Origin of the sequence: Planomonospora sp. ID67723 (assembly GCF_015711605.1) — a bacterium.
In the GTDB taxonomy this organism is placed as follows: Bacteria; Actinomycetota; Actinomycetes; order Streptosporangiales; family Streptosporangiaceae; genus Planomonospora_A.
In genome coordinates this window covers 100,833-124,382 of record NZ_JABTEZ010000006.1, presented here as the reverse complement: position 1 = coordinate 124,382, position 23,550 = coordinate 100,833, and the positions used below count along the sequence as shown (strand labels likewise).

Sequence of the window (23,550 nt, the reverse complement as noted above, 5' to 3'; positions counted from 1 at the left end):
TTCCCGCCTCACCGCCAGTTGCCCGCCGGGCGTGCGCCCTTGGGGTCGTGCCCCGGCTCCCCAGGCGTTTCACCTCTCCGCCGGTCCGGCGGAGAGGGCAAAGCAGATCGTGCATACGGCGGCTTGGTTGTCGCCGCCGTCGAGCACGCCACCGAACTCCGCAGAACTGCGCCGCGTTTCCTACCCAGAGCTGAAGCCTGGGATATCCACGCTGGAGGAATCCGATGACGACCCCCGACCAGAACGGCCCGGTGGCCCGGTTGCTGCGCTACGCCAACGAGGTCCACTCGCTGGCGAGCCGGTGCGGCCGGGCGGACCTGGCCGAGGTGCTTGCCGCCTGCGCGGCCCGGTGGAAGGACGAGTGCACCGACATCGTGGTCGCCGGTGCGCAGAAGCGGGGTAAGAGCCGCCTGCTCAACACCCTGGTCGGCCATCCCGACCTGGTCCCGGTCGACGCCGACGTCGCCACCAACTGCTTCCTTTCGCTGCGCCGCGGCCCCAAGCTGGCCGCCGTCGTGCACCGCAGCACCGAGAACGGGCCCGTCCAGACCCCGATCACCATCGAGTCGATCCCCGACTACGCCTCGATGCGCGGTGACGCCGGAAAGCGCCGCGACGTGGTCAGCGTGGACATCACCCTCGACAACCCCCTCCTCGACGGCCTGCGGCTGCTCGACACCCCCGGGGTGGACAGCCTCACCGTCGGCCACCGCCAGGTGACCGTCGCCATGCTCCAGCGGGCCGACGCCCTGCTGTTCACGCTCAGCGCGCAGGACCAGCCCGTGCTCCGCCACGAGCTGGAGTTCCTGGCCGAGGCGGCCGAGCGGGTACAGGCGATCGCGTTCGTGCTGACCAAGGTCGAGGACTCGGCCAACTGGCGGAGCCTGATGGAGGAGAACCAGGCCCGGCTGCGGACCTTCGTCAACGAGGCGGTCGCGGAGAACCCCGCCCGGGCGGTGACGCTGAACCCGCTGCTGTCGGCTCCGTGGATCCCGGTGAGCTCCAAGCTCGCCGAGGCCGCCGAGGCCAAGCGCCGGGAGGGACGGCAGGAGCGCGCCGACGCGCTGCGGGCGCGCAGCGGCATGGACGTGCTGGAGCGGCACCTGCGCGGGTTCGCCGAGGGCCGCGACTCCGCCCGGGGTGCCACCGTGGTCGCCGCCGCGCTCTCGGTGCTGGGTTCTCTGGCGACCGGGGCCAAGGACGACGTGGCCGTGGGCTCCGACGACGAGGGCGATATCACCGCCCGGCTCGCCGAGGTGGAGGCCGGGCTGGAGCGGCTCACCGAACTGGCCGCCAAGCGCCGGGCGGGCGCGGTGGCCAACACCTTCCTCGGCCGCGAGGTGGCGGGCATCGTGGCGGCACGGGTGGCCGAGGTCCGCCAGCCGTACGAGAACGCGATCTCCACGCTGAAGAAGCAGGAGCAGATCGACCGGTACATGGCGGAGCTGCCGCTGAGCGTGCAGCGCTCGCTGGAGGCCATCTGGTCGCAGATCGTCTACGACGTGGAGATGCTCTCGCGCACCACACTGGACGCCTTCGCCCGCGACCTCGGCCTCGACCCGGTGGACCTGGAGGCCGACCGGCGGATGCTGCCCAACCTCTCGCAGGTCCAGGTACGGGGCGACATGGCCGCGGGCGCCCCGGAGAGCGTGGACATGGTCCGCGACGTGCTGCCGTCGGCCTCGATCGGCCTCTCCCTGGGCGGTTTCGCCGCGACCCTGCTCGGCCCGGTGGGCTTCATCCTGGTCGCCCCGGCGATCGGCGCGGCCATCTTCATGGGGCGCCGCTCGATGGAGAAGGTGCAGCGCAACCAGGCGGCGCTGCGCAGCGCGCTGCGGGACCAGTTCTCGCTGGTCTCCCGGGAGATGACGCTCGACCTGGAGCGGATGGTCGCCACCTGGCGGGTCAACGTCGAGCAGGTCGCGGACGAGAGCCTCATGCGGCGGCGCAAGGAGCTGGAGAGCCGGCGCGCCGAGCTGAAGGCCGCCTCCGCGCGCTCGGCGGAGGACCGCCGCAAGGCGCGGCAGTCCGGGCAGGACCGGATCACCGCGATCGACACCCTCACCAAGCGCGGTCACGAACTGCGCAAGGAGCTCGCGACCGCAGTGGCCGCCCTGGGCGGCGGCGTCTAGGGCCTGCCCCGGCCCGATCGCCGGCGGCCGCGTCACCGGGAACCGGTGCGCCGCCCCCGCCGCCGGCGATCCCCGGGTGAACGGCCTCGCGGCCGCGATACGCGAGGCCGTCACCGCCCTCCGGCGCCGTGATTGCGCTTTCCGGCCTCGGAGACGTGAGAAAAGTCTCAGACCGTCGGCTCCCGTGCCGAGAGAGAGGCATGCGATCCGCCACCATGCGAGCTGCCGGGACGGGCTCACGCCTGTTCGCGGCGTTCGCGGTGGTGAGTCTCGTGCCGGTGATCCTGCTGGGCGTGATGCTGGTACGCGGCCACACCGAGGACGCGGTGACGGAAGGGCTGCAGCGCGGGCGCGCCCAGGCGGACCTCATCCAGGACATGGTGATCTCACCGGCGATCACCACCGACGATCTCGCCCTGTCCGCCGCGGAGCGGCAGCGGATGCGCGCGGCGATCCGGGCGGCGGTCTTCCACGGGTCGGTGGCCCGGCTGCTGCTGCGCGATCTCACCGGGCGCGTGGTGATCTCGGACAGCGAGTCGCCCCATGCGGCGCCGTCCGACGCCGACGGCCTGGCCGCCGCGGCGGCGGGACACACCCGCGTCTCCGTTCTCGGCGATCCGCTGGCCCGCTCCGGCGCGCCCGGCATGATCTGGGTGGCCCGGCCCGTGCGTTCGATCGCCGGCGACAGGGTGATCGGGACACTGGAGCTGTACCTGCCCTACGACGCCATCGCCGCGCAGGCGCAGGAGCGGCTCCAGCACGCGTACTGGCGCCTGGGCCCCGGCCTGGTCGGCCTGTACGTGGTGCTGATCGCCATCGCCTGGTGGACCAACCGGAAGCTGCGCCGCCACGCCCGGCAGCACGAGCACGCCTCCCTGCACGACCCCCTGACCGGCCTGGCCAACCGCAAGCTCTTCCTGCAGAAGGCCGAGCACGCCCGCAGGCGGGCGGCGCTGGAGGAGCACGGAGCGGTCGTGCTGGTGGACCTGGACTATTTCAAGCAGGTCAACGACACCTTCGGCCATCCTGTCGGTGACGAGCTGTTGCAGGCCGTCGCGCAACGCCTGTCGGCGGGGCTGCGCGGCAGCGACACGGTGGCCAGGCTGGGCGGTGACGAGTTCGGGCTCCTGCTGCCCAACGTGCCCGACGCGGATGTGGCGGTGCGCCTGGTGGAGCGCATCCGCGCCCGGCTGACGCAGCCGGTGCAGGTCGGCGCCCACACGCTGCCGGTGCACGCCAGCTTCGGCATAGCGCTCTATCCGGAGCACGGCGACACCGTCGACGCCTGGATGCGCTGCGCCGATACGGCGATGTATCGGGCCAAGCGGGGCGGCATCGTGCTGCACGACCCCGACGTGACCGGCGGGGACGGCCCGCACGACGAGGACGGCTCCGTTCGGCTGCCGGTCCCGGACGGCCGGCAGGAGATACCGGCATGAAGCGCTTCCTGGGATCGCTGGGACTGATCAGCGTGCTGCTGTGCGCGGGCTTGACGCTCCCCTCCGACACCTCTGCCGGGCGGCGGGACCGTCCCACGGTGCGCATCGGCCTGCACTCCTGGGTCGGCTACCACGCCAACGCCCATGTCGTGAAACATCTGCTGCAACACGGGCTCGGCTACCGCGTGGAACTGGTGCCCCTGGACGAGGAGCAGGGATGGCGGGCCCTGGACGCGGGCTCCATCGACGCCCTCGTGGAGAACTGGGGCCACGACGACTGGGCGGCGCGCTACATCCGTCAGCGCGCGACGGTGATCGACGGCGGTCCCACCGGGAACACCGGCACCATCGGCTGGTACGTGCCCGACTACCTCGTCGAGCAGTACCCCGACATCACCGACTGGCGCAATCTCAACCGCTACGCCCACCTGTTCGCGGCTCCGGAGAGCGGCGGCCGGGGGCGGCTCCTCGCCGCCTCCCCGACATACGTCACGCACGAGCAGGCGCTGATCAAGAACCTCGGGCTGAACTACACCGTCGTGTTCGCCGGTTCCGAGACCTCTGAGATCGACAGGGTCCGGCAGCTGTACGCCCGGCGCGAACCCATGCTGTTCTACTTCTACGAGCCCCAGTGGCTGACCTGGCGCCTGCAGTTCCAGAAGATCAAGCTGCCGGCCCACCGTGCCGGGTGCGACGCCGACCCGGCGGCCGTCGCGTGCGACTATCCCACCTACCGGCTCAACAAGCTGTTCAGCCGCGCCTTCGCCGACGGCGGCGGCCCCGCGTACCACCTGCTGCGCGAGTTCCGCTGGACCAACGCCGACCAGGACATGGTCGCCGCGTGGATCGCCAGCAAGCGCATGTCCCCGGAGAAGGCCGCCGAATACTGGGTCCGTGCCCACGAGGACGTGTGGCGGCCCTGGCTTTCGGCCGCGCGTCGAACGGCGGCGGGCGACGGGTGAACCCGCCGAGGTGTTCGTCACCGCGGCGGGCCTTCCTACAGCGGCAGGTGCACCAGGGCGGCGGGCTGGTCGCGCGCGGTTCCCGTGGCGTCGTCGGGGTTGTGCAGGCAGAGCAGGCCGGTGGCGACCCGGGCGACCGGCTCGAACGTCCCCGAGGTGCGGTGCACCTCCCGCGCTCCGGCTGGGGTGACGTGCAGGAGCCTGCTGCGGCCGGCGTCCCGCATCGTCATCCACATGGAGTCGCCGTCGGCGACCATCCGCGGGCGCTCCCAGCGGTACCGGGAGGTGAGGTGACCCGAGAGGGTGGCCGACTGCTTGCCCATCAGGAAGGCCACCGAGTGGGAGCGCTCGTCGAAGACCCCGACCGACCAGCCCCTGGCGGGGCTCACCTGGTCGGTGCCGACCGCGTAGATCTGGTTGCCGGCCGGGAACCAGCGCAGCGCGCCGGCCCGCGGGCGCGGCAGGACCGGCACGGTCCGGCCGTCCGCGGTGTCGGCCTCCAGCCCCGCCGAGCTGGCCGTGAACCACCTGCCCTTGTGCAGGACGACCTGGTGCAGCCAGCTCTGCCCGGCATCGCGCACCGTCGGGCGCACGATGCCGCCCGGGTCGATCAGGCACAGTACCTGCCACGGCCTGAAGTTCTGGTGCTGGTTGGCGAAGAGCGGCTTGGTGCTGCTGAACTGCCCGAGCACCACGGTGCAGCCCGGCGCCCCGACCGAGGGCGACGGCTCGGTGCCGCCGGGTCCCTCCTGGTCCAGCAACCGCCGGGACCGGTTGTCCTCGTTCACGAACCACTGGGCGTAGGCGCCCAGGTCGCGGGGCCGGGGCTCCTGGAAGAAGAACCCCCCGCCCAGGTCGAGCTCGATCATCGCCAGGTGGCCGGTCTCCCCCCAGGGCAGCCCCATCGTGCCGTCGACCGAGAGGACCTGTCCGGGCTGGTAGAAGACCCAGGCCGTGGGACCGTGGGCCAGCACGGTGGGGTTCCCCCACATCTGCAGCGGGTGCGTGGAGCGCACGGCCAGCTCCGGGGTGAGCGTGCGGGCCAGCGTCTGCGCCGGGCCGACCTGCTCCACCGTGACGACTCCCTCGCTCGAGGCGGCCCACTCCACCAGCCGGCCGAAGGCGAACTCGCGGTCGTGGCGGCCACCGAGCCCGTCGAGCCTGCGCAGGAAGTGGCCGTTCTCGAACGCCTGGTGCACGAAGACCCGGCCGCCCTCGACGCTCGCCTCCAGCACGCCGTCCATCACCTTCTCGATCCCCTTGGCGGTGGGGCCGCCCGGAGCGGGAGCCGTACCGGCGGGGAGGTGATGTCCACCGGTCTGGCCGCCGCTGGGACCGGTGAAGGCCTGCTGGCCGCCGCTGGAGCCTGGGACGGCCTGCTGGCCCCCGGTCGGGCCCGGGACGGCCTGGTGCCCCCCGGTCTGGCCGGTCCGCCCGGTCACGGCCAGCGCCACCCCGCCCGTCGCCCGCGGGCCGGTGGTGTCGGGCCTCTCGACCTTGAGCTTCCAGGCGAGCTGCGCGGCGCCGTAGGCGACGACGATCTTCGGGTCGTCGTAGGTGCGGACCAGCTCCCCGTGGCGATCGCGCACGACCTGCTGGACCAGCGGCATCCTGCTGGCGCCCCCGGTCATGAAGACCGCGCCCAGTTCGTCGCCCCGGATCCCGGCACCGCGGATGGTCTCGTCCAGGATGTCGACCGTCTTGACGATCTCCTCGCCGATGAGCCCCTCCAGGTCGGCCCTGCTGATGTGCACATCCTCGTTGATGCCGACCACGTAGTGGGAGGAGGTGTCGAACTTCGACAGGGCCTCCTTCGCCTCCCGGGCCATCTTGAACAGGTCGGCGGCGTAGCTCAGGTACCGCCGTTCCGCGCTGGTGGTGACCTGCTGCCACCACTCGGCGTCGAGCCGCTCGATCTGCGTCCCGAGGAACGCGAAGACCTGCTCGTCGAAGCTCTCGCCGCCGATCTCGTCGTGTCCGCCCGGCTCACCGACGACCTTGAAGTCACTGCCGTCCACGGTGAGCACGGCGGCGTCGAACGTGCCGCCGCCGAGGTCGTAGACGGCCAGGTGGGATCCCGGGGCCACCCGCCCGGAGGAGGCGAAGTAGCGGGCCGAGGCCACGGGCTCGTCGATGAGCACGATCCGCACGCCGCGTACCACCTTCTTCGCGGCCGCCACCAGCACCGCCTTGCGCTCGGCGCTCCAGGCGACCGGGTGGGTCAGCGCGATGCAGTCGGGCGCGGCCCCGTCGAAGCGCCGCCGGCCCTCGCTCACGAACAGCTCCAGCAGCGCCGCCATGGCGTCGGTGACGTCCACCGGGACCCCGCCGAGCAGCATGCGGCCACGGCCGACGTAGCGTTTGGGGTTGCGCTCGACGCGCTCGGGGCTGATGCCGATCCCCCGCTGGGCCACCCTGCCGGCCACCAGCGTCCCGCGCTCGTCCAGCATGACGGCGGAGGGGATGCGCCGTTCCCCCTCCACCTCAAGGATGTCGAAGCGCCCCTCGGCTGCTATCACCCCGGCGGAGAAACTCGTCCCGAGGTCGACACCGAGGCACCACTGCGCCATTTCTCACTCCTCGTCGATGCGAACCCGATCACCCCGCACCACCACCGCATTCCCTCGCGGGCGGGCACCCGGGAACGATCCAGGGTATGCGAAAGGACTGTCGGCACGGATTCGGAGCAGGAGACCATCTTCCTACGATCTGCGGAGAACTCGTGATTTCCCCGGCTCCGGAACCCTCAGCTCCCCGGAGCCCCTCCGCCGAGGCGGCCGGCCAGGGCGGCGAGAACGCGGGCGAACTCCGGGGGCGGGGACACGACCAGCCGGGTCTGCCCCTCCTGGTTGACCAGGTCGGCCCTGATCAGGGCGAGCCGGCCTCCGTGCCACCAGTAGACCTGGGAGCTGAGCGGATCGGTGCCGCGATCGAACTCCCGCTGGGCCAGCAGCCGCAGCCGCTCGATCGCCCGGATGACGCCGATGCCCTCAACCGGGTGGACGATCAGGGTCCGCGGGTCGGGCAGGGTGACGAGAACGCCGTCGTCGGGGACCGGCAGGTAGTCGGCGAGGCGGCGCAGATGTGCGGCGGCGCTGGAGGTGGGGCCGGTCAGCCTCAGGATCGCCACCCCGTCGAGGTCGCCGGCGTCCACCGAGAGCAGCTCGTCCCGGCAGGCGTTGTCCAGTGCCAGGTCCAGGGCCTGGGCCGCGGTGATCGGCCAGCAGCCGGCCTCCTCCGGGCGGACCGGGCGCCCGGCGGCGCCGTACCCGACCGTGAGCACCTCGACCAGGTCGGCGGTGAGGTGGCGTCCGACCACGTGGCCCGAGACCAGGTCGTCGTCACGCTGGACGCGGGTGCGCAGCAACGGCCGGACCTGGGCCAGGTCGCAGGCGTCCAGCGGCTCGTCCGCCGTGATCAGGGTGTGCGACAGGTGCTCGGAGACGAGCATCGGCCAGTCCTCGCGGGAGCGGCGGGCGGCCTCGGCGCGCAACCCGGCCAGCCGTACGGTCACCTCACGCGGGCCCGACAGGACGAGGGTGCGGCCGTCGGGAGCGAAGGAGCAGGTGTAGCCGAGGGAGTCGGCGACGAGCCCGAGCAGCGAGTCGAGGTCGACGTCTTCGATCGCACGCGGCGGTGCCTCGGACGGCGCCCCGGATGGGGTCCCCGACCGCCGGTCGCGATGCCGCCGGAACAGCCTCACGCGTGCATCCCCTCTGCCGGTTTTCTCCCCTTTCTAGACTGCCCTCTCGGAAGTGTGGATTGACCAGGCCAGAGAGCACGATTCCGCATCAATAGCACCAAGTGCCCCTAACGGCAGGCTGAGCTGCGGCATCCCGTGCCCAACCGGCAGCCCGGCGATCACCGGCACGCCGAGCGGCGCGAGCCGCTCCTCCAGCACCGGGTAGGGGTCGCCGCAGTCCAGCCACGAGCCGAGCACGAACCCCGCCGCCCCGTCCAGCGAGCCCGCCTGGAACAACTGGGTGAGCATCCGGTCGATCCGGTAGGGCGCCTCGCCGACGTCCTCCAGCAGCACGATCCGCCCTCGTGCGTCCATCTGGTACGGCGTGCCGCACAGGGCGGCCAGCAGCGACAGGTTGCCCCCGGTGACGGGGGCCGCGGCGGCGCCTCCGGCGATCACCCGGTCGCCGGTGACGGGCGGGGCGTCGGCGAACAGGGCCGCGGTGAAGTGCTCGAAGGTGCGAGGCTCGGGCCCGCCGGGGTCGCTGAACGTGGCGCAGGCGGGCATGGGGCCGAACCAGGTCATGACGCCGAGCTCGACGGCGAACGCCCGGTGCAGGGCGGTGACGTCGCTGGAGCCCGCCAAGGTCTTCACTCCGGCCGCCCGCATGGCGTCCCAGTCGACCAGGTTCAGGATCCGGGTCGCGCCGTAGCCGCCCCGCGCGCACAGCACGGCCGCCACCGCCGGGTCGCACCAGGCCTCCTGCAGGTCGGCCGCCCGCGCGGCGTCGGACCCGGCCAGGTAGCGGTCGCGTTCCAGCACGTGCGCCCCGGTGACGACCTTCAGGCCGAGCCCCCGCAGCACGCGGACGCCGCGCTCCAGCCTCAGCGGGTCGGGCGGCCCGCAGGGGGCCACCACCGCGACCGTGTCACCCGGGCGCAACACGGGCGGAACGGCCGCGGCGGGCGTGGTGATCGCGGCACCGGGGTCCCGGGCGAGCGCGAGGCCCGCCGCCTCCACCCTGGCCTGCATGGGCGTGGCCGGTTCGTTCACCCGGGAAACGGTGCCACACTGGGGTCAGATATGCGACCTCCGACCCACATCCTCGTGGTCAACGGCATCAAGGTCCGCCGGCCGGTGTTCGTGCTCGCCGCCCCGCACTCCGGCGCGGACCTGCTTGCCCGCGCCCTCAAACGCTCCCCGGGCTTCCACGTCACCATGGGCCGTGCCGCCGTGGCCCACGTCGTGCACGCCTTCGCCCGCCGCCCCTCCATCACCCGGCGCGGTCTGGGCGCCACCCGCGTGCTCCGCGACGCCATGGCCGAGTCCTGGCAGATCCTGCCGGGAGCCTGCCGCGAGTGCCCGGCCCCGTGCCGGGAGGCGGGCGGCGTGACGGGCACGGGTCCGTGCGCCGTCCCCGGGACCGTCGCCCGCTTCGGCGACGCCAGCCCCGACCTGCTCTACAGCGCTCAGGTGCTGCTCCAGGCCTTCCCCGACGCCCGGTTCGTCCAGCTCATCCGGGACGGCCGCGACGTGGCCGCCGACATGCTCGCCGACCCGGCGGCCCTGTCGTGGTTCAGACCGGCCATGCTGAGCGACGAGACCGAGTTCCCCAACGCCTTCCTCGGCGTCAACTCCGCCGGGAACGTCGACCGGTGGAAGACCATGTCCACGGCCGGCAAGTGCGCGCTGCGCTGGCGCGGCGCCGTACGCCTCTCGGCCGAGCTCCACCAGGAGCTGCCCCGCGAGCAACTGCTGACCCTGCGCTACGAGGACATGACCGCCTCCCCGGGTGAAACGGTCGACGCCCTCTCCCGCTTCCTGGAGACGCACGTGTCCAAGGTGGCCCTGTACGGCAGGAGCGTCCCGAAGGTCGGCATCTGGCGCACCCGCCTGCGGCCCGAGGACGCCGCGCTGGTGGAGAAGGTCGCCCGCGAGGAGCTCGCCCGCCTGGGCTACCGGTGACCGGCCCGCCGGGCCTCCCCTCAGGCCGGGCCTCCCGGCCTGTCAGTGCTCCCGGCTGAACTGGGTGCGGTAGAGCTCGGCGTAGACGGCGCCCTTGGCGAGCAGCTCGTCGTGGCGGCCGCGCTCGACGATCCGGCCGTCGGAGACCACGAGGATCTGGTCGGCCTCGCGGATCGTGGACAGCCGGTGCGCGATGACCAGCGAGGTCCGCCCGGCCAGCGCGGTCTTCAGCGCCCGCTGCACCGCGGCCTCCGACTCCGAGTCCAGGTGCGCGGTGGCCTCGTCGAGCACCACCACCCCGGGCGCCTTGAGCAGCAGCCTGGCCAGGGCCAGGCGCTGTTTCTCGCCGCCGGACAGCCGGTAGCCCCGGTCGCCCACCACGGTCTCCAGCCCTTCCGGCAGGGACTCGACCAGTTCGGCGATCTGCGCCGCGCGCAGGGCCTCCCAGATCTCGTCCTCGCTCGCCCCCGGCCGGGCGTAGCGCAGATTGGCCCCGATGGTGTCGTGGAACAGGTGGGCGTCCTGCATGACGACGCCCACGGTGTCGCGCAGTGAGCCGAGGGTGACCTCCCGCACGTCCACGCCGTTGATCCGGACCGCGCCGTCGTTGACGTCGTACAGCCGCGAGACCAGCGAGGTGATGGTCGTCTTGCCCGCGCCCGAGGGACCGACCAGCGCGACCAGCTCGCCGGGGCGGGCGGTGAAGCCGATCCCGCGCAGCACCTCGTGGCTCTGCCCGGCGTCGGGCCTGGCCACCGCCTCCAGCGAGGCCAGCGAGACCTCCGAGGCGGCCGGGTAGCGGAAGAAGACGTCGTCGAACTCGACCGTCGCCGGCCCCGCGGGGACGGGCCTCGCCCCGGGCTTCTCGGCCACCATCGGCTTCAGGTCGAGCACCTCGAAGACCCGGTCGAAGCTGACGAGCGCGGTCATCACGTCCACGTGCACGTTCGACAGACTGGTCAGCGGGCCGTACAGGCGCATCAAAAGCGCGGCGAGCGCGACCAGGGTGCCGACCTCGAAGGCGCCGTTCACGGCCAGCACGCCGCCCGCGCCGTACACCAGCGCGGTGGCGAGCGCGGCGATCAGGCCCAGGGCGACCCGGAACACCGTCCCGTACATGCCGACGGTGACGCCGACGTCCCTGACCCGCCCGGCCCGGCGCCCGAAGACGGCCGCCTCCTCGTCGGGCCGGCCGTACAGCTTGGCGACCATCGCGCCGGCGACGTTGAACCGCTCGGTCATCATGGAGCTCATCTCCGCGTCGAGCTCCATCTGCTCGCGGGTGAGCCCGGACATCTTCCGACCGACCCACTTGGCCGGGAAGATGAAGATCGGCAGCAGCACCAGGGCGACGGCCGTGATCTGCCAGGACAGCGCGATCATCGCGCCGAGCACCAGCACCAGCATCACCACGTTGGACACGACCGACGACAGCGTGCTGGTCAGTGCCCGCTGCGCGCCGATCACGTCGGTGTTCAGCCGGGAGACCAGGGCGCCGGTCTGGGTGCGCATGAAGAACGCGACCGGCATGCGCTGCACGTGGTCGAAGACCTCGGTGCGCAGGTTGTAGATCAGGCCCTCGCCGACGCGGGCGGAGAACCAGCGCTGGGCCAGGCCGAGCGCGGCGTCCACGACCGCGAGCCCGGCGATGACCAGGGCGAGCCTGACGACGAGTCCGGCGTCCCCCTTCTCGATGCCCTCGTCGATGATCGCCTTCATCAGCAGCGGATTGGCGATCACGATGACCGAGCCGAGCACGACCAGCGCCAGGAAGGCGACGATCTGCCGGGAGAAGGGGCGCGCGTAACGGGCGATCCGCTTCACCGTGCCCGGCGCGAGGCGCTCCTTGGTCACCGAACTGTCGCGCCGAAGCGAGCGCATCGCCTGGGGGCCGAAACCCCCTCCCATCATCGCCATCAGGCCTCCTCTCCCGGTGCGAGCGCCGCAGGAGACCACGCGATTCCCCGGTCAGCTCCGGGCGAACACGATCACGCGGCTCCGCGGGCACGGACCGTGCCCGCGGAGAGCGGGGTCAGCCGAAGAGCGCCTTGATCCGCGCCATCTGCTCCTGGCGCTCGGCGGCGCACTGCTCCTCCAGCGTCCGTCCCTGGGCGCCCTGGAGCAGCCGCTTGGTCGCCGTCGCGGCGTCCCTGTTGGTCGCCAGCAGCGCCGCCGACAGGTCGCGTACGGCCTGCCTCAGCTCGCCGGGGGCGACGACCAGCTCGGCCAGGCCGATCCTGGCCGCCTCCTGTGCCTCCACGACCCGCGCCGTGAGGCAGATCTCGACGGCGCGGGACAGCCCGACCAGGTCGACCAGCGGCTTGGTCCCCGTCAGATCGGGGACCAGGCCGAGCGCGGGCTCCTTCATGCACAGCTTGGCGTCGTCCGCCAGGATCCTCAGGTCACAGGCGAGCGCCAGCTGGAATCCGGCGCCGACGGCGTGTCCCTGAACGGCCGCCACCGAGACGATGTCCGGGCGCCGCAACCACAGGAACCCCTTCTGCGCCTGCGCGATCCGCTCGTCGAAGGCCGCGCCGCCGAGGGTCGCGGTGCTCGCGAACGAGCCCTGACCCGGGACACCCTCAGGGGTGAACATCCGCAGGTCGATGCCCGCCGAGAAGGACGGCCCCTCACCTTGGACCACGACGACTCTCACCTGCTGCGGCAGGTTCTCACCGATCTGGGCCAGTGCCGACCAGGTGGCGAACGTCTGTGCGTTCCGCTTGTCCGGCCGGTCCAGCGTGATCGTCGCGATCTCGCCGTCCACCTCGTAGCGCAGCCCGATCTCCGCGAGGGAGATCTCCTCCGCACTCCCCCCAGGTGCCACGTCCACCATCGCTCGCTCTCCCATACAGGTCGCCGTCCGTTCCGCCCGAGCCTATCGAACTCTCCAGAATGAGGTTCTACAGGCTCGGGCGGACGGCTTGGACGAGCGGCTGCGGTCGCGCGTTCCGATGCGGGGTCAGCGCTTGGACTTGCCCCGGGTGGCGCCGCCGCGCCCGCGCAGAGTCACGCCGGACTCGCTCAGGATGCGGTGGATGAAGCCGTACGACCGGCCGGTCGAAGCGGCGAGCGCCCGGATGCTCTCACCCGAGCTGTAGCGCTTCTTGAGATCGGCGGCCAGTTTTTCACGGTCGGCCCCGGTCACCCGGGTGCCCTTCTTAAGAGTCTCGGCCACGAGTACCTCCTGTAGTGCCAGACTTCCGCAGCGTTACTCCGCCATGATCAGTCATTTCTGCGGGATCGGCTACCTACTCCCAGGGAAAAGATCCGTACCCGCTCAAAATAAGATCAGGCAAGTGCCACAAGATCGGAAAATTCGTCGCTCCACGCGTCTTCAACTCCGTCAGGCAGCAAGATCACCCTATCGGGCTGCAGAGCGTCCACAGCACCCTCATCGTGCGTAACGAGCACAATCGCCCCAGAATAGGACCTTAGAGCCGAAAGAACCTGCTCACGGCTGGCCGGATCGAGGTTGTTGGTGGGCTCGTCCAGCAGCAGGACGTTGGCCGCCGAGAGCACCAGCGTGGCCAGGGCGAGCCGTGTCTTCTCCCCGCCGGAGAGCACACCCGCGGGCTTGTCGACGTCGTCGCCGGTGAACAGGAACGAGCCCAGCACCTTGCGCAGCTCGACGTCGGGCAGCTCTCCCCCGGCCGAGCGCATGTTCTCCAGCACGGTGCGCTTCGGGTCGATCGTCTCGTGCTCCTGGGCGTAGTAGCCCAGTTTGAGCCCGTGACCGGGCCTGACCTCACCGGTGTCGGGCTTCTCGATGCCGCCCAGGATGCGCAGCAGCGTGGTCTTGCCCGCGCCGTTCAGGCCCAGGATGACGACCCTGGACCCCTTGTCCACGGCAGCGTTGACGTCGGTGAAGACCTCCAGGGAGCCGTACGACTTCGACAGGTCCGTCGCCGTGATCGGAGTGCGCCCGCACGGCGCGGGCTCGGGGAAGCGCAGCTTGGCGACCTTGTCGCTGCGCCGCTCCACCTCCAGGCCGGACAGCAGCCGCTCGGCGCGGCGCTGCATGTCCTGCGCAGCCTTGGCCTTGGTGGCCTTGGCCCGCATCTTGTCGGCCTGCGCCATCAGCGCCGTGGCCTGCTTCTCGGCGTTGGCGCGCTCGCGCTTGCGGCGCTTCTCGTCGGTCTCCCGCTGCGCCAGGTAGGCCTTCCAGCCGACGTTGTAGGTGTCGATCACCGCGCGGTTGGCGTCCAGGTGCAGGACCCTGTTTACCGTCGCTTCAAGGAGGCCCACGTCGTGGCTAATAATGATCAAGCCACCCTGATGCGACCGCAAAAAGTCACGAAGCCAGCTGATCGAGTCCGCGTCGAGGTGGTTTGTGGGTTCGTCGAGAAGGAGAGTCTCGGCCCCGCTGAACAGGATCCGGGCCAGTTCCACGCGCCTGCGCTGGCCTCCGGAGAGGGTCTCCAGCGGCTGGACCAGCACCCGGTCGGGCAGGCCGAGGCTGGAGGCGATCGAGGCCGCCTCCGACTCCGCCGCGTATCCGCCCAGCACGTGCAGCCGGTCTTCCAGCCGCCCGTAGGCGCGCACCGCGCGGTCCCTGGTGCGCTCGTCCGCCGAGGACATGCCGAGCTCGGCCTCACGCAGCTCGCGCAGCACCTCGTCCAGCCCGCGCGCGGACAGGATGCGGTCACGGGCGATCACCTGCAGGTCACCGGTGCGCGGATCCTGCGGCAGGTAGCCCACCGAGCCGGTGATGGTCACCGTGCCCGCCGCGGGGATGCCCTCGCCGGCCAGCACCCGGGTCAGCGTGGTCTTGCCCGCGCCGTTGCGGCCGACGAGCCCGATCTTGTCACCGGGGTTCACCCGGAACGACGCACCCTCGATGAGCAGGCGCGCCCCGGCGCGCAGTTCGATGTCAGAAGCTATGATCATGGTTGGGGAACACTCCCAGACTGGAGATACACAGGTATACGTCGCTGTGACCGAGCCCGCCGCGCCCTGTGTCTCCCGGCTCTCGGCTCGGCCCCGGCCGCCTCGTCACGGGTGGCGTCAATCGGGGGTGCGCATACCGATCAGTGTACGGCGCGCGCACGCCCCTCATCCCCTCGATCAACCGGGGTCGACGACCTTGATCCTGACCGCGCGGAACTGGGCGGGGGTTCCGGTGAGCACCGCGAGCCTGGGGTCGGGGACCGTCAGGAAGGGCTCGGCCTCCAGCGCGAAGACCGGAGCGAGGCGGCGATCGGCCCGCAGCGCGTCCACCGCGCGCCGGTCGCCGCCGAGGATCACCGCCTCCAGCTCGGCCACGTGCGGACCGAGGATCCGCAACGCCACCTCGGCCGCCGCGTCGTGCGCCAGGTCCACCTGCTTCTCCCTCCGCCGGGCGAAACGCCGCTGCGACCAGCCTCCCGCGGCGCTGCGGCCGTGGACCTGCCGCGAGCCGACCTTGGAGGAGACGAGCTCGTCGCCCTGGAAGATCCCGGCCGCGTGACCGCCGAGCCGCACCAGCAGCACGCCGATCCGGCGCTCCCTGCGCGCGTGGGTGGTCAGCCTGGCCAGCGGGCCGCCGCCGGCGGCGGTCAGCGGGGGGAAGGGCACCAGGCACTCGGCCACCGCCCCGTCGGCGCCCTCGATCCGCACGGCCTCCTCCCCTGCGGTCACCGAGATCGGGCCGTGCCGCTCGGCGAAGCCGTCGATCCAGCGGCCGAGCCGCTCCGGCCCCACAGAGACCCAGCGTCCTCCCCCGGCGGCCGGTCGTGACGTCATGCCCCGGACCCTACCGGCCCGGCGGTCCCCGGCGGCTCCCGCCTCCAACAGACGGAGAACTATGGATGAACAACGCTGCACAGCACTTATGCAGGAGAAGGGGAATGTTCCATCCTCTCTACGTGTCGACCAATACACAGCTTCTCCCGCCGTCGGCGACGGCGACCACGGCGACGCCCGGAACGGCCACCGCAGCGGCCCCTCCGGTCACCGTCGCGGGCGTCACGCCGATCGTCGACCTCGACACGGGCGGAGTCGTCGCGCTACAGGCGGTCGGCGGCGACCTGGGAGACGGCGGCTCAGGCCACGGAGACGTCGTCGCCCTCGCCAGGACCGTCCTCGACGTCTCCAGGAGCGAGGCGCTGCTCCCCCTGGTCCTCACTCTGCCCACCGCCGCGGTGATCAGCGGCTCGGCCGCGCTGGCCCCGCTCCACGAGGCCCTGCGCCTGTCCGGCCGGCGTCCTCGGGAGATCATCCTCATGCTCCGGGGCGGGTTCGCCGAGACCGACCGGCGGGCCCTGGTCGTCGGGCTGGACGGCCTGCGCGCCATCGGGTACCTGATCGCGGTGGGCGACCTGGGCACCGCGCACCTCCCGCTGGACCTGCTCACCGACACCTCGCCGTACCTGACGGTGCTCTCCCCCCGGCTCATGGCGCGGATCCCGCACGACCCGCGGCGCGCGGCGCTGGCCGGGTCCCTGGCGGCCCTCGCCAGGAGCGTGGGCGCCCACGTGCTCGCCCCCGGCGTGACCGGGGAGGCGCAGCTGTCGGCGGTCCGCTCCTGGGGGGTGCGGCTGGCCCAGGGCCCGCTGCTGGCCCCGGGCCCTTCGGGGCGGATCCACGTGCCGCCGCCGGTCGTCGAGGCCGAGCCGGCGCAGCTCCTGCTCGGCCCGCGCGTCCAGGAGTTCCTGCTGCCCGCGGTGACCCTCCCGGAACAGGCCACCTCCGAGGACGCCGTGGAGGTCTTCAGCAGCGAGCCCTCCATCACCAGCGTGATCCTGGTGGACGAGTACCAGCGTCCCAAGGGCAGCCTGGACCGCAGCCGTTTCCTGCTCTCCATCGCCAGCCGCTTCGGCCACGCCCTGCACGGCAAGAAACCCGCCGTCCGGCTGGCCGACACCGTCCGCGCCGTCCCCAAGACCACGCCGGCCATCGCCGCCATGCAGGTCGCCGGGCGCGACGCCGAGCGCGTCTACGACGACCTGGTGGTCACCGACGAGGTCGGGCGCTGCATGGGCATCGTCCGCGTCTCCGACCTGATCCGCCAGGTGGCGGGCATGCAGCGCTGAGAGGGGCGCTTCCCCCGGGAACGCCCGGCCCGGGAGCCGCGAATCTCCGGGCATCGTCACCGGCACCGTCCTTTACAATGTAGATTCTCAGCTCGGGATCGCGGATCCGCCCGCCGCGCCGCCCCGGGCATCCCCCTCTCCCCTTGGCAGCCCCGCATGATCCCGGTAGGAAGGGACCACAGGCGCCGCAGGCGGCCGCGGACGGCCGCAAGGGACGGCAGCGGGAGACAGGGGAACTGCCACGATGCGAGAGCGCGACCCCTCCGTGGGACGCAGGGCCCTGCTCGGCGCGGGACTGGCCGCCGGGGCCGGGGCGGCGCTGGCGGCGTGCACCTCCGGTGGGCCCGCGGAGCCCGCCGCCGCGTCCACGCCGCCGGTCGGCTCCGCGCCGCCGTTCGACCCGGCGAGCTGGGAGTCGGTGCGCGCCCAGTTCTCCCTCGACCCGGCACACGCGCAGTTCGCCGCCTACGTGCTCGCCGCCCATCCCGCACCGGTACGGCGAGCCGTCGAGGAGCACCGGCGCGGCCTGGACACCGACACCGAGGCCTACCTGAACGGCGCGGACCGCGACGGGGCCGTGCGCGAGGCCGCCGCGGCCTACCTGGGCGGCCGGGCCGACGACGTGGCGCTCACCGACAGCACCACCATGGGCCTGGGCCTGCTCTACGGCGGCCTGCGTCTGCTGCCGGGCCAGGACGTGCTCACCACCGAGCACGACTTCTACGCAACCCACGAGAGCCTGCGGCTGCTCGCCGAGCGCACCGGGGCCGAGGTCCGCCGGGCGCGCCTGTACGGCGATCCCGCCGCCGCCTCGGCCGACGAGATCGTCTCCCGCCTGAAGGCGACGCTGCGTCCCCGGACCCGGGTCGTCGCCGTCACCTGGGTGCACTCCGGCACCGGGGTGCGCCTGCCGATCCGGGAGATCGCCCGGATGGTCGCCGAGGCCAACGCCTCCAGGGACGACAGGGACCGCGCCCTGCTGTGCGTGGACGGCGTGCACGGGTTCGGAGCGCTGGCCGACGGGGTGCAGGACCTGGACTGCGACTTCCTGGCCAGCGGCACCCACAAGTGGCTGTACGGCCCGCGCGGCACCGGCGTCCTGTGGGGTCGCGCCTGGGACGCCCTGCGGCCCGTCATCCCGAGCTTCTCCCAGCCGGCCTTCTCGGGATGGATCGGCGGGCACGACCCGTCCGGTCCCGGCGGGATTCTCGGCACTCCGGGCGGCTACCACAGCTTCGAGCACCGCTGGGCGCTCGGCGAGGCCTTCGCCTTCCACCAGGCGATCGGCAAGGACCGGGTGGCCGCGAGGATCGCCGAGCAGGCCACCCGGCTCAAGGAAGGACTCGCCGCGATCCCGAGCGCCCGCCTGATCACCCCCAGGGACCCCGGGCTCTCGGCCGGGCTCGTCTGCTGCTCGGTCGCCGGCGTCAATCCCGGCCTGGCCGTGGCCCGCCTGCGTGAGGAGCACCGGGTCATCGCCAGCGTCACCCCGTACCGCGAGACGTACCTCCGCTTCGGCCCCGGCATCGTCACCACGCCCGAGGAGGTCGACCGGGCGGTCAGGGCGGTCGCGTCGCTCCGATAGCCGTATGCTACGACTTAGGTATACCTAAGTCGGACGACGGGGGAGCGCACATGGCAGAGGGCAGGCCGGCCCGGAAGGCGACCCGGGGCGAGGTGCTCCGCACCGAGCGGATCACTCCTCACATGATCCGGGTGGTGCTCGGCGGCGAGGGGCTCCGCGGCTTCGGCGCGGGCGAGTTCACCGACCACTACGTGAAGCTCCTGTTCGCCCCGGAGGGGGTGACCTACCCGTCCCCCTTCGACATGGAGGCGATCCAGCGCGACCTGCCCCGGGAGCAGTGGCCCACCACCCGGACCTACACGGTCCGCGCATGGGACCCCGAGGCGGTCGAGCTGACCCTGGACTTCGTCCACCACGGCGAGAGCGGCCTGGCCGGGCCGTGGGCCGCCCGAGTCCAGCCGGGTGACGAGATCTGGTTCTTCGGCCCCGGCGGCGCCTACGCGCCCTCTCCGGATGCGGACTGGCACCTTCTCGCGGGCGACGAGAGCGCGCTGCCCGCCATCGCCGCCTCCCTGGAGCGCCTGCCCTCCGGAGCCCTCGCGCACGTCTTCGTCGAGGTGGCCGGCCCCGAGGAGGAGCAGCGGCTGGACTCCCCCGGTGACGTGAAGATCGTCTGGCTGCACCGCGGCGACGCGCCGATCGGCGAGGCGCTGGTCGCCGCCGTCCGCGAGCTCGACTTCCCCGCGGGGACCGTGCACGCCTTCGTCCACGGCGAGGCGAACTTCGTCAGGGCCCTCCGCCGCCACCTGCGCGCAGAGCGCGGCATCCCGCTCTCCCAGCTGTCCATCTCCGGCTACTGGCGGCTCGGCCGCGACGAGGACGGCTGGCAGTCCTCCAAGCGCGAGTGGAACAAGCAGGTCGAGGAGGAAGAGGCCGCGGCACTCTCCTCGTGACCGCGCCGCGCGCCCGGCTCGCAGGCCTCGGCCGTGCTCCGTCCCCGGAACGGTGGTGACGACCGCTCTCCGGGGGGACGGGCCCGGCCGAGCACACAGCGCTGAGCACACAGCGCTGATCCAGGAACCCGGGCGGGGCGGGTTCCCCGCCGTGCCGGCCCCTTCTCGGCGCCGCATCGCGGCGGTCAGCGTGCGGTCACAGCCGGGCCGCGTAGATGGCGGTGACGAGGATGGCCTTGGCGCCGATCTCCCAGAGCTGGTCCATCACCTGCTGGTGGCCCTTGCGCGGCACCATGGCCCGGACCGCGACCCAGCCCTCCCGGTGCAGCGGGGAGACCGTGGGGCCCTCCATGCCGGGGGTGAGCGCGATGGCCTCCTCGATCCGCTCGACCCGGATGTCGTAGTCCATCATCACGTAGTCGCGGGCCACCAGCACGCCCTGCAGGCGGCGGACGAGCTGCCCGACCCCCTGGTCCTCGCCGGTGTCCACCGGCCTGATCAGCACGGCTTCCGAGTGGGCGATCGGCTCGCCGAACACCTCCAGGCCCATGTTGCGCAGGGTGGTCCCGGTCTCCACGACGTCGGCGACCGCGTCGGCCACGCCCAGCCGGATGGCGGTCTCGACCGCGCCGTCCAGCTTGATCACCCGGGCGTCGACGCCCTGCTCGGCGAGGTAGCCCTCCAGCAGCCCGGCGTAGGCGGTGGCGATCCGGCGGCCCTTCAGGTCGGCGACGGACGCGAAGCCGTCCGGCGGGGCGGCGAAGCGGAAGGTGGAGCGGCCGAAGCCGAGCGGCAGGACCTCCTCGACCCTGGCGCCCGAGTCGTGGAGCATGTCGCGGCCGGTGATCCCGGCGTCCAAGGTGCCCTCGCCGACGTAGACGGCGATGTCCTTGGGGCGCAGGAAGAACAGCTCGCAGGAGTTGTCGGGGTCGATGACCACGAGCTCCTTGGTGTCCCTGCGCGGGCGGTATCCGGCTTCCTTCAGGATGGTCTGGGCGCCCTCGGAGAGGGCGCCCTTGTTGGGGACGGCGAGACGCAGCATGGCGGGGGTTCCTTACCTGGACGGGTCTGCTCTGTGAGGCGGGAGGCCGGGCTCACCGGCTCACAGATGCTTGTAGACGTCGTCCAGCCCGATCCCCTTGGCGATCATGAGGACCTGCACGTGGTAGAGGAGCTGGGAGATCTCCTCCGCGGCCCGCTCGTCCGACTCGTGCTCGGCCGCCATCCAGCTCTCGGCGGCCTCCTCCACGACCTTCTTGCCGATGGCATGGACCCCGGCGTCCAGCGCGGCCACGGTCCCCGACCCCTCGGGCCGGGTGCGCGCCTTGTCGGACAGCTCGGCGAACAGCTCTTCGAAGGTCTTCATCGTCTCTCTCGGCGGTCGTCGGATATGCCTGCCAAGCCTAACGGCCCCTCGCCCTGCCACGTACGCCGGTCCACACAGTGGGACCGTTCACGACGCGCAGCACCGGGTGGCCGACGAGCGCCTCCGGGTCGGGGGAACCGGTCACGCGGAAGGCGGCGGTCTCGCCGGGCAGGAGGGTGAGGAGCATGTCGTCCACCTCCGAGGCGGGGTCGAGACGGTCGGGGAACAGGCACAGGTCGCGCAGGACGGTCCGGGCGGTGACGGTCACCTCCAGGCCGCCGGGGACGGGGGCCGCCTCGGCGTCGTAGGCGGCCGGCGGGAAGGCCACCTGCGGATCCTCCGCGAAGAAGCGCACGGTCCGCAGATCTCCCAGGCGTACGGCCAGCAGCTCGGCGGCCGGGTCCCGGGGCACGGCGACGGAGGCGGGCAGCGGCACCCGCTCCACCGAGCGCGGGGCCGCGTCCACCGCGGCGGAGGCTCTGGCCAGCACCTTTCCGGTGAGGCTGTGCCGTACCAGGGAGAGATTCCCCGTCCACGGCTCGTCGGTGTCGTTGACCACCGCGACCGCGCCGTCCTGGACGGTGAGCAGGCGGTCGGCGTAGGCGCGGCGCAGCGCGTACCACAGCGGCTTGCGGCGGCCCGACCCGTCGATCGCCGACCACGAGACCGCCGGCCAGCAGTCGTTGAGCTGCCAGACGATCGTCCCCGCGCAGTACGGCGCCAGCGCCCGGAACCGTTCGATGCCGAAGGCCACCGCCCTGGCCTGGTTGAGCTGGGTCAGGTAGTGCCAGTCGTCGAAGGTCTCGGGCCGGGGCAGGTGGCCGCCCAGGCCGGCCAGGAGCTTGGCGTGGCCGTCGGCGGCCTTCTGGTGGTGCGCCAGGCCGGGCGAGTCGGGGGTCAGCGGGTCGTCGGAGAGCGCCTCCCGCAGGGTGGCGAGGACGGGCGGGCCCTGGAAGCCGAACTCGGCGACGAACCGGGGGGTGTAGGCGGCGTAGCACGTGTAGTCCTCGCGGTTCCACACGTCCCAGATGTGCACGGTGCCGCGGGCCGGGTCGTTGGGCGGCAGGTCCGGGGCGCCGGAGTAGGGGCTGCCGGGCCAGTACGGCCGGGCCGGGTCGACCTCGGCGAGCACGGCGGGCAGCAGCTTGTAGTAGAAGCCCGCCCCCCAGCTGCGCTCCCCCAGTTCCCGCTGCCAGCCCCAGTCGGCGTGGCCCTCGATGTTCTCGTTGTTGCCGCACCACAGCACCAGCGAGGGCCGCCGGGCCAGCCGGGCCGCGTTCTGCCGGACCTCCGCCTCCACCTCGCTCCAGAACGGCTCCTCCTCGGGGTAGGCCGCGCAGGCGAAGGGGACGTCCTGCCAGACCATCAGGCCCAGCTCGTCGGCGAGGTCGTAGAAGTCCTCGCTCTCGTACATTCCCCCGCCCCAGACCCGCAGCAGGTTGACGTTCGCCTCGGCCGCCCGGCCGAGGCGGGCGGCCAGGCGGTCGCGGGTGACCCGGTGCGGGAAGCAGTCGTCGGGAATCCAGTTCGCCCCGCGCACGAACACCGGCACCTCGTTGACCAGCAGGGTGAAGGCCCCACCGGCCCTCTCCAGCCGGACGGAGCGGAACCCGATCAGCCCGCGCCATACGTCCAGCGGCCGGGTCCCGCCTCCGGCCCGGGTCTCCTCCGGATCGAGGCGGACCGTGAGCTCGTGGCGGTGCTGCGGGCCGTACCCGCGCGGCCACCACAGCCGCGGCCCCGGAACCTCGACGGTGATCACGGCCTCGGACTCGCCGGGCGCCAGCCGTACCGCCGCGGAGGCCTCCGGGACGCCCGTGATCCCGGCGGTCACCGTGAGGGGCGTCCGCGCCGCGCGCTCGACCCGGACGCGCGCCTCGACCCGGCCGGCCCCTCCCTCGGCGCTCGCCAGGGCGACGACCTCGGCCAGGCGCGCCCCGCTCCAGGAGTGCAACCCGATCGGCCGCCAGATCCCGGCCGTGACCAGCGCCGGGCCCCAGTCCCAGCCGAAGTTGCAGGCCATCTTGCGGATGAACTGGTAGCGCTCGGCATAGGCTCCGGGCCGGTCGCCGAGCTCCGCCCGGCGCTCGGCGATGTAGTCGTACGGCGAGCCGAAGTGCACCCGGAGCGTGTTCTCCCCCTCGCGCAGCAGCTCCCGCACCGGGAAACGGTAGGACCGGTGCTGGTTGGCGGTGGTGGCGACCTCGGTGCCGTTGAGGACGATCGTGGCGACGGTGTCGAGCCCCTCGCAGACCAGGTCGGTCCGCTCGTGCCCGTCGGGGGCCCAGGTGAAGGTCGTCTCGTAGCGCCACGCGGTGCGGCCGATCCAGCCCAGTCGGTTCTCGTTGTCGTCCAGGTAGGGGTCGTCGATCAGCCCGGCCGCCAGCAGGTCGGTGTGCACGCATCCGGGCACCGTCGCCGGGACGGCGCGGAGCTCCCCCGGCGCCGCCTCCGTTCCGGCCGTTCCCGTCACGGCCGACAGCGTCCAGCCGTCGTGCAGCGGCCGCAGCGCT

18 protein-coding genes are annotated in these 23,550 nt (G+C 72.5%); 7 read left to right on the top strand and 11 right to left on the bottom strand.

What is annotated here, in order from left to right:
- Window positions 1-224: 224 nt before the first annotated feature.
- The 3 genes from HS041_RS35135 (at window position 225) to HS041_RS35125 (ending at window position 4,533) form a co-directional block, all read left to right on the top strand.
- Window positions 225-2,132, top strand: a complete 1,908-nt coding sequence (locus HS041_RS35135) for a dynamin family protein (protein WP_196445205.1) — start codon at window positions 225-227, stop codon at window positions 2,130-2,132.
- A gap of 200 nt (window positions 2,133-2,332) precedes the next feature.
- Entirely contained in the window at window positions 2,333-3,571 is a 1,239-nt protein-coding gene (locus HS041_RS35130; protein WP_196445204.1) for a GGDEF domain-containing protein, read from the top strand.
- Window positions 3,568-4,533, top strand: a complete 966-nt coding sequence (locus tag HS041_RS35125) for an ABC transporter substrate-binding protein (protein ID WP_196445203.1) — start codon at window positions 3,568-3,570, stop codon at window positions 4,531-4,533. The genes HS041_RS35130 and HS041_RS35125 overlap by 4 nt, the downstream gene beginning before the upstream one ends.
- Before the next feature lie 35 nt (window positions 4,534-4,568).
- Here the strand turns inward: HS041_RS35125 and HS041_RS35120 are convergent, their stop codons facing one another.
- The 3 genes from HS041_RS35120 to HS041_RS35110 all read right to left on the bottom strand — a co-directional run bounded on the left by HS041_RS35120 (window position 4,569) and on the right by HS041_RS35110 (window position 9,268).
- Window positions 4,569-7,103: an Hsp70 family protein gene (locus HS041_RS35120; protein WP_196445202.1), complete on the bottom strand. Its 2,535-nt coding sequence runs from the start codon at window positions 7,101-7,103 to the stop codon at window positions 4,569-4,571.
- 176 nt (window positions 7,104-7,279) lie between these two features.
- Window positions 7,280-8,236, bottom strand: a complete 957-nt coding sequence (locus HS041_RS35115; RefSeq protein ID WP_196445201.1) for a hypothetical protein — start codon at window positions 8,234-8,236, stop codon at window positions 7,280-7,282.
- Between the two features lie 33 nt (window positions 8,237-8,269).
- Entirely contained in the window at window positions 8,270-9,268 is a 999-nt protein-coding gene (locus HS041_RS35110) for a S66 peptidase family protein (protein WP_307845605.1), read from the bottom strand.
- A 30-nt stretch (window positions 9,269-9,298) separates the two neighbouring features.
- Here HS041_RS35110 and HS041_RS35105 point away from each other — a divergent pair, with 30 nt between their 5' ends.
- Window positions 9,299-10,180 carry a sulfotransferase family protein gene (locus tag HS041_RS35105; protein WP_196445200.1) on the top strand — a complete coding sequence of 294 codons (882 nt, stop codon included), beginning with the start codon at window positions 9,299-9,301 and terminating at the stop codon, window positions 10,178-10,180.
- 42 nt (window positions 10,181-10,222) lie between these two features.
- On the opposite strand, the gene HS041_RS35100 is transcribed toward HS041_RS35105, so the two are convergent.
- The 5 genes from HS041_RS35100 to HS041_RS35080 all read right to left on the bottom strand — a co-directional run bounded on the left by HS041_RS35100 (window position 10,223) and on the right by HS041_RS35080 (window position 15,904).
- Window positions 10,223-12,097 carry an ABC transporter ATP-binding protein gene (locus HS041_RS35100; protein WP_196445199.1) on the bottom strand — a complete coding sequence of 625 codons (1,875 nt, stop codon included), beginning with the start codon at window positions 12,095-12,097 and terminating at the stop codon, window positions 10,223-10,225.
- A 115-nt stretch (window positions 12,098-12,212) separates the two neighbouring features.
- Entirely contained in the window at window positions 12,213-13,031 is an 819-nt protein-coding gene (locus HS041_RS35095) for an enoyl-CoA hydratase/isomerase family protein (RefSeq protein ID WP_374058923.1), read from the bottom strand.
- A 111-nt stretch (window positions 13,032-13,142) separates the two neighbouring features.
- Complete coding sequence (locus HS041_RS35090; protein ID WP_068924102.1) at window positions 13,143-13,358, bottom strand: helix-turn-helix domain-containing protein; 216 nt, start codon at window positions 13,356-13,358, stop codon at window positions 13,143-13,145.
- Between the two features lie 113 nt (window positions 13,359-13,471).
- Complete coding sequence (locus HS041_RS35085) at window positions 13,472-15,070, bottom strand: ABC-F family ATP-binding cassette domain-containing protein (RefSeq protein ID WP_196445198.1); 1,599 nt, start codon at window positions 15,068-15,070, stop codon at window positions 13,472-13,474.
- Window positions 15,071-15,247: 177 nt separating this feature from the next.
- Window positions 15,248-15,904 carry an acVLRF1 family peptidyl-tRNA hydrolase gene (locus HS041_RS35080; protein WP_196445197.1) on the bottom strand — a complete coding sequence of 219 codons (657 nt, stop codon included), beginning with the start codon at window positions 15,902-15,904 and terminating at the stop codon, window positions 15,248-15,250.
- 122 nt (window positions 15,905-16,026) lie between these two features.
- Between HS041_RS35080 and HS041_RS35075 the strand changes: the two genes are divergently transcribed.
- The 3 genes from HS041_RS35075 (at window position 16,027) to HS041_RS35065 (ending at window position 19,671) form a co-directional block, all read left to right on the top strand.
- A complete protein-coding gene (locus HS041_RS35075) occupies window positions 16,027-17,193 on the top strand; it encodes an EAL domain-containing protein (RefSeq protein ID WP_307845604.1) in 1,167 nt (388 codons plus the stop codon).
- 244 nt (window positions 17,194-17,437) lie between these two features.
- Window positions 17,438-18,778 carry an aminotransferase class V-fold PLP-dependent enzyme gene (locus tag HS041_RS35070; RefSeq protein WP_196445195.1) on the top strand — a complete coding sequence of 447 codons (1,341 nt, stop codon included), beginning with the start codon at window positions 17,438-17,440 and terminating at the stop codon, window positions 18,776-18,778.
- A gap of 50 nt (window positions 18,779-18,828) precedes the next feature.
- Window positions 18,829-19,671, top strand: a complete 843-nt coding sequence (locus HS041_RS35065) for a siderophore-interacting protein (protein ID WP_196445194.1) — start codon at window positions 18,829-18,831, stop codon at window positions 19,669-19,671.
- A gap of 196 nt (window positions 19,672-19,867) precedes the next feature.
- Here HS041_RS35065 and hisG read toward each other — a convergent pair whose 3' ends face one another.
- The 3 genes from hisG to HS041_RS35050 are packed head-to-tail and all read right to left on the bottom strand — an operon-like array spanning window position 19,868 to window position 23,546.
- Window positions 19,868-20,713: an ATP phosphoribosyltransferase gene (gene hisG / locus HS041_RS35060; RefSeq protein ID WP_196445193.1), complete on the bottom strand. Its 846-nt coding sequence runs from the start codon at window positions 20,711-20,713 to the stop codon at window positions 19,868-19,870.
- A 60-nt stretch (window positions 20,714-20,773) separates the two neighbouring features.
- Entirely contained in the window at window positions 20,774-21,037 is a 264-nt protein-coding gene (locus tag HS041_RS35055) for a phosphoribosyl-ATP diphosphatase (protein WP_196445192.1), read from the bottom strand.
- Between the two features lie 37 nt (window positions 21,038-21,074).
- Complete coding sequence (locus tag HS041_RS35050; protein WP_196445474.1) at window positions 21,075-23,546, bottom strand: glycoside hydrolase family 2 protein; 2,472 nt, start codon at window positions 23,544-23,546, stop codon at window positions 21,075-21,077.
- Window positions 23,547-23,550: the final 4 nt, after the last annotated feature.

Excerpts from the sequence above, each read along its gene's own strand:
- HS041_RS35055 (WP_196445192.1), bottom strand. The coding sequence starts at position 21,037 with ATGAAGACCTTCGAAGAGCTGTTCGCCGAGCTGTCCGACAAGGCGCGC.
- HS041_RS35105 (WP_196445200.1), top strand. The coding sequence starts at position 9,299 with ATGCGACCTCCGACCCACATCCTCGTGGTCAACGGCATCAAGGTCCGC.
- HS041_RS35065 (WP_196445194.1), top strand. The coding sequence starts at position 18,829 with ATGGCAGAGGGCAGGCCGGCCCGGAAGGCGACCCGGGGCGAGGTGCTC.
- HS041_RS35095 (WP_374058923.1), bottom strand. The coding sequence starts at position 13,031 with ATGGGAGAGCGAGCGATGGTGGACGTGGCACCTGGGGGGAGTGCGGAG.
- HS041_RS35070 (WP_196445195.1), top strand. The coding sequence starts at position 17,438 with ATGCGAGAGCGCGACCCCTCCGTGGGACGCAGGGCCCTGCTCGGCGCG.
- HS041_RS35120 (WP_196445202.1), bottom strand. The coding sequence starts at position 7,103 with ATGGCGCAGTGGTGCCTCGGTGTCGACCTCGGGACGAGTTTCTCCGCC.
- HS041_RS35125 (WP_196445203.1), top strand. The coding sequence starts at position 3,568 with ATGAAGCGCTTCCTGGGATCGCTGGGACTGATCAGCGTGCTGCTGTGC.
- HS041_RS35080 (WP_196445197.1), bottom strand. The coding sequence starts at position 15,904 with ATGACGTCACGACCGGCCGCCGGGGGAGGACGCTGGGTCTCTGTGGGG.
- HS041_RS35135 (WP_196445205.1), top strand. The coding sequence starts at position 225 with ATGACGACCCCCGACCAGAACGGCCCGGTGGCCCGGTTGCTGCGCTAC.
- HS041_RS35130 (WP_196445204.1), top strand. The coding sequence starts at position 2,333 with ATGCGATCCGCCACCATGCGAGCTGCCGGGACGGGCTCACGCCTGTTC.
- hisG (WP_196445193.1), bottom strand. The coding sequence starts at position 20,713 with ATGCTGCGTCTCGCCGTCCCCAACAAGGGCGCCCTCTCCGAGGGCGCC.
- HS041_RS35100 (WP_196445199.1), bottom strand. The coding sequence starts at position 12,097 with ATGGCGATGATGGGAGGGGGTTTCGGCCCCCAGGCGATGCGCTCGCTT.
- HS041_RS35085 (WP_196445198.1), bottom strand. The coding sequence starts at position 15,070 with ATGATCATAGCTTCTGACATCGAACTGCGCGCCGGGGCGCGCCTGCTC.